The sequence below is a fragment of the Chitinophaga sp. CCNWYY40 genome (genome assembly GCF_037483205.1).
Classification (GTDB): Bacteria; Bacteroidota; Bacteroidia; order Chitinophagales; family Chitinophagaceae; genus Chitinophaga; species Chitinophaga ginsengisegetis.
Genome location: NZ_JBBHLF010000004.1, coordinates 515,564 through 528,429, shown reverse-complemented (window position 1 = coordinate 528,429; position 12,866 = coordinate 515,564). Strand labels below are relative to the sequence as shown.

At 46.4% G+C, this 12,866-nt stretch carries 9 protein-coding genes; 6 read left to right on the top strand and 3 right to left on the bottom strand.

Translation table 11 applies throughout. The features are described from left to right. Nucleotides 1-99 precede the first annotated feature (99 nt). The 4 genes from V7S65_RS16870 (at nt 100) to V7S65_RS16855 (ending at nt 5,059) form a co-directional block, all read left to right on the top strand. Nucleotides 100-1,371: a PQQ-dependent sugar dehydrogenase gene (locus V7S65_RS16870; protein ID WP_111576641.1), complete on the top strand. Its 1,272-nt coding sequence runs from the start codon at nt 100-102 to the stop codon at nt 1,369-1,371. 9 nt (nt 1,372-1,380) lie between these two features. After that, the gene (locus tag V7S65_RS16865; protein ID WP_336387367.1) at nt 1,381-1,794 is read left to right on the top strand and encodes a c-type cytochrome; all 414 of its coding nucleotides are present in this window, start codon (nt 1,381-1,383) and stop codon (nt 1,792-1,794) included. A 90-nt stretch (nt 1,795-1,884) separates the two neighbouring features. Next, nucleotides 1,885-3,693: an ABC transporter ATP-binding protein gene (locus tag V7S65_RS16860; RefSeq protein WP_336387366.1), complete on the top strand. Its 1,809-nt coding sequence runs from the start codon at nt 1,885-1,887 to the stop codon at nt 3,691-3,693. Nucleotides 3,694-3,778: 85 nt separating this feature from the next. Next, nucleotides 3,779-5,059, top strand: a complete 1,281-nt coding sequence (locus tag V7S65_RS16855; RefSeq protein WP_336387365.1) for an HAD-IB family phosphatase — start codon at nt 3,779-3,781, stop codon at nt 5,057-5,059. 63 nt (nt 5,060-5,122) lie between these two features. Here V7S65_RS16855 and V7S65_RS16850 read toward each other — a convergent pair whose 3' ends face one another. Then, complete coding sequence (locus V7S65_RS16850) at nt 5,123-7,207, bottom strand: LamG domain-containing protein (protein ID WP_336387364.1); 2,085 nt, start codon at nt 7,205-7,207, stop codon at nt 5,123-5,125. 342 nt (nt 7,208-7,549) lie between these two features. On the opposite strand from V7S65_RS16850, the gene V7S65_RS16845 reads away from it, so the two are divergent. Beyond that, the gene (locus tag V7S65_RS16845) at nt 7,550-9,970 is read left to right on the top strand and encodes a TonB-dependent receptor (protein WP_336387363.1); all 2,421 of its coding nucleotides are present in this window, start codon (nt 7,550-7,552) and stop codon (nt 9,968-9,970) included. A 56-nt stretch (nt 9,971-10,026) separates the two neighbouring features. Here the strand turns inward: V7S65_RS16845 and V7S65_RS16840 are convergent, their stop codons facing one another. Further along, a complete protein-coding gene (locus V7S65_RS16840) occupies nt 10,027-10,998 on the bottom strand; it encodes an NAD(P)H-quinone oxidoreductase (RefSeq protein ID WP_336387362.1) in 972 nt (323 codons plus the stop codon). Nucleotides 10,999-11,171: 173 nt separating this feature from the next. On the opposite strand from V7S65_RS16840, the gene V7S65_RS16835 reads away from it, so the two are divergent. Then, entirely contained in the window at nt 11,172-11,735 is a 564-nt protein-coding gene (locus V7S65_RS16835; protein ID WP_336387361.1) for a DUF1801 domain-containing protein, read from the top strand. 11 nt (nt 11,736-11,746) lie between these two features. On the opposite strand, the gene V7S65_RS16830 is transcribed toward V7S65_RS16835, so the two are convergent. After that, nucleotides 11,747-12,814: an ArsO family NAD(P)H-dependent flavin-containing monooxygenase gene (locus V7S65_RS16830; RefSeq protein WP_336387360.1), complete on the bottom strand. Its 1,068-nt coding sequence runs from the start codon at nt 12,812-12,814 to the stop codon at nt 11,747-11,749. Nucleotides 12,815-12,866 lie beyond the last annotated feature (52 nt).

Sequence of the window (12,866 nt, the reverse complement as noted above, 5' to 3'; positions counted from 1 at the left end):
TGCCATTCATCCATAAATTACCAATTCCATAAAAAGCCTTATTATTTTTACACGGTAAGTTTACATATCCCCTCATCAATCATTGTAAATAAAGAAAATATGAAAACAAGAGTAGTTCTCCTGGGATGTTTGTCCATGATGACGCTGTTATCTGTTCAATGCCTGGCCAATAACGGCGACAGCAGCGCTGTTCGGCGTACAGTGGCAGATCCCGGCAATGCAGGGTTGAAACTGCCCGCAGGATTCAAGGCGCAGGCAATAGCGGAAAACCTGGGCGCAGCCCGCCACATAGCGGTCACTCCGCTGGGGGATGTCTATGTAAAAATCCAGACTTCAAAACCGGGAAAAGCAATTGCGGTTATACATGGCAATGACGTAAAAACCTTTGGCACTTACCGCGGTACCGGCATGGTGATCAAAGGGAAATACCTGTATACTTCCTCTGATGAGGACGTATACCGTTATGCCCTGAACGACAAATTTGAAGTGATCAACCCCGAACAGCCGGAAAAAATTGTAACGGGATTGATTAACCGCCACCAGCACGAAGCCAAAGCCTTAACGCTGGACAACGACGGAAATATTTACGTGAACATCGGCGCCTACTCCAATTCCTGCCAGGTGCAGGACCGCGCAAAAGGTTCCAAAGGCATGGAAGGCTGTCCTATCCGCGATTCGGCGGCAGGCATCTGGCAATTCCGCGCAGATAAGCAGAACCAGACCTATGGCGATGGCAGCCGCTACGCTACCGGTCTGCGTAACGTGGTGGGGCTCGACTGGAATACAACAGATAACCAGTTATTTGTAATGCAACACGGAAGAGACGGACTGTTTGACATGTTCCCGGAATATTACAACCTGCAGCAGGGCAACGAATTACCCGCTGAGTGTATGTATGCTTTGAAGAAAGGAGATGATGCCGGCTGGCCCTATATTTATTACGACGGCCAACAGCAAAAGAAAATACTGTCGCCCGAATATGGTGGCGACGGAAAGAAAACCGGTGGTGAAAACGCCATTGATCCGGTAGTGGCATTTCCTGCGCACATGGCGCCAAACGGTTTGTTGTTCTATACCGGCAGCCAGTTTCCGGCGAAATATAAGAATGGCGCTTTTGTGGCTTTTCATGGTTCCTGGAACCGTCAGAAAGGACAGAAGGGTTATTTCGTAGCATTTGTACCGTTTAAAGATGGGAAACCATCCGGTAAATGGGAGGTTTTTGCAGATGATTTTGCCGGTGTACCGGACATCCAGTCGCCAGGCCAGGCAAAGCACCGCCCCTGCGGACTGGCACAGGGTCCCGATGGTTCCCTGTATGTAACAGATGATGTAAAAGGAACGGTTTATAAGATTACCTACAGTGGTAAATAATGATATTGTATGAAGAGGATCATTTTAACAGGTGTTGCATTCAGTGCAGTGCTTTCTTTTTTATCTGCGCAGACAAAAAAGCCCGGCGCCAATCCTGCGATAGCACGCGGCAAAAAGGTATATGAGCAATATTGTCTTACCTGCCACCAGGTAGATGGCAGTGGCGTACCACATTTAAATCCGCCGCTGATTAAAACTACTTTTGTGCTGGGTGATAAACCCACATTGGTACAGGTGATATTAAAGGGCATGCAGTCGTCTGTTCCGATAGATGACGAGTATTATTCCAATAATATGCCGCCGCATAATTTTCTGAAAGACCAGGAAATAGCGGATGTACTGACTTATGTGAGAAATAATTTCGGTAACAAGGCCAGTGCGGTTACTGCTGCGGAAGTAAAAGCCATCAGGGCAAAAAATTAATCCGTAACGGAAAATGAGAGGCCGGGTCAAACGCTGATCCGGCCTCTCTTCATTTTGGTACATGTTACCCGTTTGTCGTAATTTTAAAATATGAAGGTTCTCTGGAACTATTTGAAGCCGCACAAGTGGCTGGTCATTTTATCTTTATTACTGGCCGGCGTCAGCCAGGTGCTGGTGATGACAGACCCGTTGATTTTCGGTAAAATCATCGATGACTATGCCGGTAAGGTAAACAGTATGCCCGAAAAGCAACTGGTGAACGGGGTGTTGTTCTGGCTGGGCGTTGCAGTGGTAATTGCTTTGCTGGCACGGCTGGCAAAATCTTTCCAGGAATATTTTCTTCGCCTGGTAGTGCAGAAATTCGGGATGCAGGTATTCAACGATGGGCTCAAACAAACGCTCCGGCTGTCGTTTGAGGAATATGAAGAGCAGCGGAGCGGAGAAACACTTGCCGTACTGCAAAAGGTAAGAACAGATACAGAACGTTTTATTACGGCTTTTATCAACATCCTCTTTACTTCCCTGGTGGGTATGGGATTCCTGATCTGGTACGCCATTACCAAACACTGGGCGCTGATACCCGTATTTGTGGTAGGGATTATTTTCCTGGGTGGACTCACCGGTTTGCTCAGCAAGAAAATGAAAACCGTGCAGCGGGCCATTAACCGCGAAACATTGCAGCTCTCCGGCGCCATTACAGAATCATTGCGGAATATAGAACTGGTAAAAAGCCTGGGCTTAACCTTCCCGGAAATAAGGCGGCTGAAAACCTTTACCAAAGAGATCTTTGACCTGGAAATGGAAAAGACCAGGCAGGTAAGAACCTTATCTTTCTTACAGGGTACTACACTTAATATCTTAAAACAGAGCATCCTGTTTATCCTGCTGTGGCTGATCTTCCGGAATATACTCACCACCGGTGAGCTGATCACCATGCAGTTTATTACCACGGCTATTTTTGTGCCGTTGCAGGACCTGGGGAATATCATTATCCAGTACCGGGAAGCAGAAGCCTCGTTGCAATTGTTTCATAAACTCATGCAACGCCCGGTGGAAGAGCGTCCGGAAGAACCGGTGGAAATCGGTGACCTGCAGCAGATGCGTTTTGAGGATGTGGTGTTCAGGCATAAAACCGCTGCCACCAATGCCATCGACCACATTTCATTTGCCGTGGAAACCGGCGATACCATTGCGTTTGTGGGTCCATCCGGCTCCGGTAAATCTACCCTGGTGAAATTGCTGGTGGGACTGTATAAACCGGTAGAAGGAGAAATATATTTCAATGATGTGCCTTCCGGCGATATCCGGTATAATGCGCTGAGAAGACAGATTGGCTTTGTAACGCAGGACACACAGCTGTTTGCAGGCACTATCAAGGAAAACCTGTTGTTTGTGAAATCCGACGCCACCGATGAGGAAGTGATTGAAGCATTGGAGAAAGCTTCCTGTACCGCCCTGCTGGCACGTTCCGGCAAAGGCATTTATGCCCGGCTGGGTGAAGGCGGTGTAAAATTATCGGGCGGGGAAAAGCAACGCATCTCTATTGCCCGTGCATTGATCCGTCATCCCCGTTTGCTGATCTTTGATGAGGCTACTTCCGCACTGGATTCTATTACAGAAGAAGCCATTACCGATACCGTAAGAAGTATTTCCGCCCGCAGGGAACAGATCACCATACTCATTGCGCACCGGTTATCGACCATTATGCATGCCGACCGGATCATTGTGCTGGAAAAGGGAAAGATCGCGGAAACCGGCACGCATGAGGAGCTGGTGGAACATAAGGGATTGTACTATGCCATGTGGCGCCAGCAGATAGGAGAACGGAGAACAGCTGAATTATCTGTAGAAAAGAAGACGCCGGAAGAGGACGAAGACCCGGAATGGGACGCTTTATAATGCCGGCTTAAATTCCCCGAATTACAAGATTGTCTGTTAAATCCTATTTAAACTTATATTTTTGTGCTCCAAATTTGATCGTTCCGTGGGCAAAAAATACTATATAATCGACTTTGACAGCACTTTCACGCAGGTGGAAGCATTGGATGAACTGGCGCGCATATCCCTGCAGGACCATCCGGACAGGGAACAGATCTATAAAAAAATTGAAGATCTGACCAACCTCGCTATGGAAGGAAAGCTTTCTTTCAGGGAAAGTCTGGCTGCCAGGGTGCAGTTGCTGGAAGCCAATAAGCACCACCTGAAGCTGTTGGTGAAGCATCTGAAAAAGCTGGTGTCTACTTCTTTCTCCAGAAATAAAAACTTTTTTAAACATCATGCAGAAGATGTATTAATTGTTTCCGGTGGATTTAAAGAGTTTATCACACCGGTGGTGCTGCCGTTTCATATCAAAAAAGAAAATATTTATGCCAACACCTTTTTGTTTAACGACGAAGGGAAGATAGTAGGCTATGATGCGGCAAATCCTCTTTCCAATGAAGGCGGTAAAGTGAAATTGCTGCATGAACTGCAGCTTCAGGGCGAAATTCATGGTATTGGCGATGGCTATTCCGACTTTCAGCTGAAGGAGTCCGGGATGATCAAGAAGTTTTACGCCTTTACAGAAAATATCGAGCGTAAATCCGTTACAGAAAAAGCAGATCATATTACACCGAGCCTCGATGAGTTTCTGTATGTGAATAACCTGCCTTCCGCCATCTCCTATCCAAAGAACCGCATCCTTTGCCAGGTAGCGGGCGATGTACCGGAAGCAGCAGTAAAATACCTGAAGAAAGATGGCTTCACCATTAAGCACGCCGGAACAGACGATAAACAGTTATCGGCTGCCGGAATACTGTTGATGGGAGAAGGAGAAAAGATCAGCGCGGAACAACTGAAAAAGGCGACTAAACTGAAAGTGATCGGTTACCTGGGGAATAGTAAAAAACATATCCCGCCGGAACTTTGCACAGAAATGGGGATCGTGATTTTCGATAATATCCGCAAGCCGGAATCCGTGGCGAAAAGAATTGCTAAGTTTATCAACAATGGCGACTCCTTTAAAAGCAGCAACTTCCCCAACATCCAATTGCCGGAAGTAAATAATGCACACCGCTTTATCCACATTCACCGTAACGTTCCGGGCGTGATGGCAAAAGTAAACCAGGTGCTGGCGGATCATCGTATTAATATTGTTTCACAATTCCTGATGACGAACACCGCTATCGGTTATGTGATTACAGATACCAGCAGTGAATACGATAAAAAGATATTGAAAGAACTGAAGAAGATTAAAGATACTATCAGCTTCCGGGTGTTGTATTGAGGAAGTTGTGTTGTTATATAAAGAGGCTGTATCAAATTACTTTTGATACAGCCTCTTCTTATTTTAACCCTGTACTGTTTTCTCCGCCAATTTTCCACAGTTACCGTTATATTCCAGTGAAAGCTTCGTCAACTGTGCAGCCCATACAATAAACTTCGCCAGTATTTCTGCTGCTACTATGCCGGTTGCCAACGTAAAAGCTCTTGTAAGGATAGCAGTCAGGCCAAACCAACCCGCCGAGACTATAAGGAATTTTAAAATGGGCCATAAAACCTTTTCACGATGCATTTCTGTTATAATACCCAGCCCGGAAGCAACGGAGATCGTAGTGCCGACTAAAGCGGTGATTTTTGCCAACAGCTTTGCATTCCTGACAACAAGATTGAAAATCTTAGTGGGAATCTGGTTGTAGGGCGAGAAAACCGGAAGCGGAAGGAATATGCCCAAAAATTTAACGGAGATGGCGAAGGTAAAAGTTATCCACCAGATAGTACAGTCAGTTACTTCTCCTATTGGACGGTCATAAATAAGTGTGTCTCCACGAAGGTCGTGGTATATGATCTTTGTTCTTCCATTTTCATCTGTTCTTGTATAAACTTTCCGGAGATTTTCATTCTCTGAGAGCATTTCTTCTGCCTGTGCATATGCTTTTTCAAATACTTCCCGGAAAGCATTTTGTTTTTCTTCATCCAGCTTCCAGAAACTAACCAGGTCTGTAAATGTTTTTTCCTTATGAACAGCAGAGGATAGTTCAGGCTGAACAGCAGGTTTTATGACTGTTGGAGGAGGAAGGGGTTTTTCTTCCACATTGTTAAAGTAGCTGGAATTGATAGGCATAGAAACACCCAGCTGGGCTTTTCTGTCTGCCAGCTCAAGGGTAGTTGTTGCCATCATGTTGGCGGCATCGCCCAATAGTTGAACAGTGTGGCCCATTGAATCCATCGGTGGAGTAGTGGTGAAATCGAAGTTGGCCACCAGTCTTGGATCGGTAATCACATCATTCAGTATCCATTGGCGTAGTTCTGCCTGATCCAGGCAATCTTTCCATAAACGAACGTTTTGAAAGTAACCGGTAAAGCCGATTCCGCCTAATATCAATCTTCCCTGGGCAACATTCGCTACACCGCCGGGAAAATATTCAGCTGTTTGCAGGTTCCCGTTTACGTAGAGGCTCATCATTTTTGTATCGCCGTTATAGGAAACGGCAAAATGATAGAAACGTCCTTCCGTGATTTGTTCCTTGGAATAGATGGCCTGTCCATCTGAATTCCGTTTTGCAATGATGCGCTGGTTGAGTTTATCGTACTGAATATAGTATTGCCAATGCAAATCTTTTTCAAAGGCTACGAGTACCGCCAAATCCGCTGTGGAGGAGGGATTGAACCAGCCCTCAATGGTATATGGGTGATAGCCACCGAAATTATAATCCGGATAGACACCGCAATCAATAGCGCCATTTTCTGTTACCCCTACCGAAGGGATACTGTAAACATAACTGGGTGGAGGCGTACTGTAGGAGATCTCAATAGCATTACCGGAACGGTCTTCAGTTGGCATTTCCGTGAAGTCTGTCCATAAAACGAGATCAGTTGTTCTTGCTGGGGGTGGAATAATAGCCAGTGCATCTTCCACGATTTCAAAAACGCTGCGGGCCGATTTCCAAATGGCTACACGTGCCATTTGTCCATTGAAGAATTTCTGGTACCCGGTTGAGGTCGGGGTTTTTCCAACGCCGATATAGGTATGAAGCGGTATGGCCTGGTAAGGAACTCCCTGTACTGCGGTACTACCTGCTTCCACTCCATCCTGGTATAGCGTGATCAATTGCCTGTCACTATCAAAAGTAACTGCCACCTGGTGCCATTCCTGTAGTGATAGCAGCGTTGTAGATGTTACATGGAACCACTTCTGGTTATTATTCAGTGCCTCGAAATACAGGTACCCGCCGGAAATGGAGAAGTTGAAGTAAACGCCGGTACCCATTGATGCATTGCAAAGAATGGTCCCTGTTGGTGTTGTTGAAAGGATCGTTGCTTCGAAAGTAAACGACTTCATGTTGTTAAGGAGGTCGGATGGGAAATGAGCATACGAAGTTCCATTGAATTGAAGCGCGCTATATCCCCAGCGCATTGTTAATCCGAGATTCATAAGTGTATTTTTTGGTCCTACTCTGTTATGGTTTTTCGGTTCCACCCCCTGCTTATTGTCAAGCCTGGCCGACCTGTTTTTTTCTGTGCTGGCAGCTGCACATTCTTCTTCACAAAAGTCTATTGATCTGCCGGCCTGGATAAGAGTGTAAATGAGTGTTTCTGAAAACGGGTATAAATACCTGTTTAGGGATATATAGCGGGTATTTATATCTGCCTGGTGCGCCATGTGCTAAAACGTTTTTTCCGTATCGCGTAAACCTTTTTCCCGAATCCGTAACCTTGCCCGGTGTATCGTAATTAATTTTGCGCCTGAATTTCTAAACAGAATTAACCGACCTATATGTTTTCATTTATCAACCGGATAACGGTGTACTTATGCTTTCTATGTGCTGTTTGCTTTTCCATAAATGTATCCGCTGTTACTGAGCCTTTATCTGCTATTAAGGGTTTGGTAGTTACGTCAGACGGTACGCCGGCGGCTTATGTAGCGGTGCAGATCAAAGAAAAAAACCGCGGCACACTTACCAATGAAAAAGGAGAGTTTGTATTCAAAAAGCTGATGCCTGGAAAATATACTTTGCAGGTAATGCTGATCGGGTATAAAACAATGTCGCAGGAAATAACTGTAGAACAGGATCAGATTGTGCAGATAAAACTGCAGCTGGAAGCTTCCGATAAACAATTGAAAGAAGTAATTGTGAGTGGTGCAAGAAACCGGTATAAGAACGACAGTCTTTCCGGATCACTGCGATTGAGAACGCCCATCCTCGAGGTGCCGCAGAATATCCAGGTAATATCTGCCAATGTAATTGCCGACCAGCAGGCATTTGACCTGGTAGATGGCATCACCCGTAATGTAAGCGGGGCCACACGTGTGGGGCATTGGGATAATCAGTATGCGAATATCAGGATGCGTGGTTCCAAGATCCCTGCTTTCCGAAATGGCATGAACATAGAAGCCAGCTGGGGACCTACCGCAGAAGATGCCGCTATGATTGACCGGGTTGAATTTGTGAAAGGACCGGCAGGCTTTATGCTGGCAGGTGGCGAGCCCGGTGGCTTTTACAACGTGGTTACCAAAAAGCCTACGGGTGTTACCAAAGGAGCTGCCAGCATCAGCATGGGTAGTTTCAGCACTTACCGCGCGGCCCTCGACTTTGATGGTAAACTGAGTAAAGATGGTAAACTGTTGTACCGTTTGAATGTGGCCGGTCAGCAGAAGGACTACTATACCAAATACAACTTCAACAACCGTTACCTGTTTGCGCCGGTATTAAAATATTTGGTAGATGACCGCACTTCTGTTACGCTGGAATATACTTACCAGGGATCAACGTACCTGGCGAATGGGAACTATGTTTTCTCCAAAATTAAATTGCTGGATGAAGGTATCTCCAATAATTTCTTTTATGGTGATCCTTCCCTCACACCGGGCAAATTGAAGGATCATAGTGTATACCTGTATTTCGATCATAAGATGAATGATAAATGGGAAGCACATGCGCAGGTAGCTTATTTCAACTTCGGCATGGAGGCAAACAGTATCTGGGCTTCCAATATAGATAGCGCAGGGAATATGGGCAGAACTTTCAGTGTGGCGGATGAAGCCGGGGAAAACCGTTTTGCGCAGGCGTCCATTTCGGGCGAAGAGTATACCGGTACGGTGCGTCACAGGATTCTGGCGGGTGTGGATATGGGGAATAAAAAGTTTTGGGGAGATTTCAGATCATTGGCCAATATCGATATGGTAGGCGATAAGAAATTCAATGTATATAACCCTGTATACAGTATTCCTATTGGTACCCTGCCCACGATAGACCGCAGCCAGAGTGTAAAAACAAGAGCGGGCGGCAGTAACTATGTAAGCTCCGTAAACTACACCTCTGCCTATATACAGGATGAACTGGGATTTTTTAACAACAAGCTGCGTTTGTCGCTCGCAGGTCGCTTTACTTACGCAGAAACTGTTGGCAAAACCAAAGCACTGGCCATAAAGGATAATGTATTTACGCCCCGTGTTGGTTTGAGTTACTCTATAGATAAATCTACTACGATCTACGGCTTGTTTGATCAGTCGTTTGTACCTGTGCCGGGTGCTGACTCCAACCAGAACGCATTTAAACCTATTAAAGGAGTAGATGTGGAAGCTGGTGTGAAGAAAGAATGGTTTGAAGGAAGATGGGTGGCATCTGCCACTGTGTATCGCATCGCCAGGCAAAACTCGCTTGTAAGCCTGAATATGAAAGACAGTCGTGGTGCTGATGTACAGGAGCAACTCGGCGAAACGCTTACCAAAGGCGTGGAAATTGACATCGCCGGGGAAATACTACCGGGTTTGAATGCTACGCTGAACTATGCTTATACCGATTCGAAAATTTCAAAGGAATCACCAACAGCCACAACGAAAACAGTAGGTAATATAACGCCTAATACAGCTACGCATATTACCAATGCCTGGCTGAACTATCGCATCGGTAAAGGTGTGTTGAACGGATTTGGCGTAACAGGCGGTATCCAGTGGATGGCCGACCGCTACGTAGGAAGCGCCACAAAGGTGTTCAGCATTCCCAACTACTTCCGTACGGATGCCGGTTTAAATTACGTTAAAGGAAAGTATAGTATTGCAGTACTGGTGAATAACCTGCTGGATAATCAGCGGCTGCTTACTGCTGCTTCTATTCCTACTACTTCCACCGGGTTTTACAATTATATAGTAGAGGCGCGCCGCAATTTCAGGATGACGATCGGTTACCGCTTTTAATATCTTACTAAAATAATAAAACAAAAGGTGTACTATCAACGGTACACCTTTTGTTTTTATTCATTTACCAATACAATTTTACCTATGTGTTCACTGCTGCCCATCAGCCGGTGCGCTTCCGCGGCTTCTTTAAACGGAAAGGTGGCGTATACCACCGGCAGGAATTTTTTCGCTGCTATCAGCGGCCATACGTGTTGGTGGATATCGGCCGCCAATGCTTTTTTATAACTGTATTCCCTGCTCCGGAGCGTACTACCGGTAATGGTTATACGTTTTTGCATCACCGTGGAAATATTTACTTCCGCCAGGTTGCCTTCCATTGAGTTGATATATACCAGCCGCCCTTCGGGGTTAAGGATAGTAAGATTTTTACCGAGATATTTCCCACCCACCATGTCCAGTATCACATCTATTCCTGTTGTGGCGAGTACTTTCTCAAAATCCTGTTTTTTGTAATTGATATATTGTGTGGCGCCCAGCCTGATACAGGCTTCCCCTTTTTCTTCCGTACCCACTGTTACCCATACTTTATTGTTTAATGCGTGTGCCAGTTGTATGGCGGTAATGCCAATGCCACTGGAGCCTCCGTGAATCAGCAGGGTTTCGCCCGGCGTTAATTTCCCGCGTTGAAAAACATTGCTCCATACGGTGAAAACGGTTTCGGGCAAACTGGCCGCTTCGGCAAAGCTGAGCCCTTCGGGAACAGGGAGGCATTGCCCTTCTTTTACGGTCACATATTCCGCATAGCCACCTCCCGCCAATAACGCGCATACTTTATCGCCGGGCGACCACATGGTAACGCCTTCGCCACTACTAACCACGGTGCCGGCCACCTCCAACCCGGGAATATCTGCCGGCACGCCCGGAGGCGCCGGGTACCTGCCTTCGCGTTGCGACAAATCCGCCCGGTTAAGACCGGCTGCATGTACTTTAATCAGCACTTCTTCCTGTCCGGGCACCGGCGCCGGATATTCCTGTAGCTGCAATACTTCCGGACCACCCGGTTTGGTAATAACGACGGCTTTCATGATGAATGATTTTATCAAAAATCGGTGTTTCTTCCGGAATATGTTTATTTTATCCGGCGTTTGAATGCAGAATGAAGAAACGATACCTAAGTCGCAAATGACCCGTATAATGTCGTGTTAGTACCCCGTGAGAACAGCAGGATTATACTAATTTTCAGGAAGAATTCAGCGATATGAAAACAGTAAACGACATTGATCAGTATATCGCCGGTTTTCCGGAGGAAACCCAGGCGCTGCTGCAGCAAATGAGGGCGGCTATCAGGAAAATTGTACCTGAAGCAGGAGAGAAAATCGGTTATGGTATTCCAACTTTTACTTTAAACGGCAACCTCGTTCATTTTGCAGGATATAAACATCACATCGGCTTTTACCCCGGCGCCTCCGGCATTAAAGCATTTGAAAAAGAGCTTTCCGTTTATAAGAATTCCAAAGGTGCCGTTCAGTTTCCATTGGACCGCCCTCTCCCTATTTCTTTAATCAATAAAATAGTAAAGTTCAGGGTGAAAGAAAGCCTGGCAAAAAATGCCGCCAGGCATACTGCTGCTCCGGGAGATCTTTTTGCATCACTCTCCGCACCCGCGCGCCGCGCATTGGAGAGTAAAGGCATCACAACCATACAGCGACTCTCCAAATTCAGCGAAGCAGCTATACTGGCGCTTCATGGAATGGGAAAAAGCTCACTGCCAAAGTTGCGCAATGCGCTGAAAGAAAAGGGGCTGTCGTTTAAGGCGGAGTAAGGAGGCGCTTTTTATGCAGACTGCAGGAAGCTACTCAGTTCTTCCACGGTTTGCTTAGCCGTTCTGCCTACACCGATAAGTGTGGCAGAAGCAAAGCCTGTCCATGATCCATAGCCGGTTAACCAGAGGCCGGTAATACCTGTTGCTTTTGTTCCGTTTGTTTTAATCCTGCCATCCGGTTGTATTATTCCCAATGGAGCCAGATGCGCCAATGCTGGCCGGAATCCTGTACAAAAAATAACGGCATCCACGGCTTCCTGCCGGCCTGTATTCCATGCAATTCCATCGGGGTAGAAATGATCGAATGCGGGAAGGAAATGTTGATATACGCCTCTTTCCCTGGCTTCTTTTACAGGAGGCACCATTACAATGTGCCCCAGCGAAGGAGGCTGGTAATCCCTGCCTTGTTGTTTGGCCTGGTATAGCTGGGTGGCCGCATCAAAGAGATATTTGCCGTCAATATCATCCGGTAAAAATTCGGGTGGTTGCCGCGTGATCCACAGGGTAGATGCTACTTTGGAAACCTCCGCCAGGATTTGCGCGCCGGAGTTGCCTTCTCCCACAATGGCCACGCGTTTTCCTGAAAAATCTTCCGGTTCCCGGTACTGTGAAGAGTGAAGTACAGTACCCTTAAAAGAGGCGCTTCCGGGAATATCCGGAATGAAGGGATTGGCATAGCTGCCGGTAGCGCTTACAATGGCTTTTGCGTAATAATAGCCGGCGGTGGTGGTTAAAACAAAAGTATCTTCTTTTTTTATTACTGATGTAACCTTTACAGGTCTTGCTACCGGGAATTTATACCGTAATTCATACTCCTGTAAATAGGTGATGGTTTCCGCGCGGCTGGGGTAATGATGCTGACCTCCCGGCATAAAAACACCCGGAAGGGAGCTCCATTGCGCCGGGGAGAACAGGGAAAGAGATTTCCAGGTGTACTGCCAGCTACCGCCCGGAAGGGGCGCCGCATCCAGCATGATATATTTCAGTGTGGTCCGGCGGAGATAATACGCCACGGATAAAGCGCTTTGTCCGCCGCCAATGATGATTACGTCGTATATGGATTGCCTTTCATCTGTCATAATAAATTGCTTTCGTCGACTTTATATTTCCCAACAATAGTAGGATCTAAAT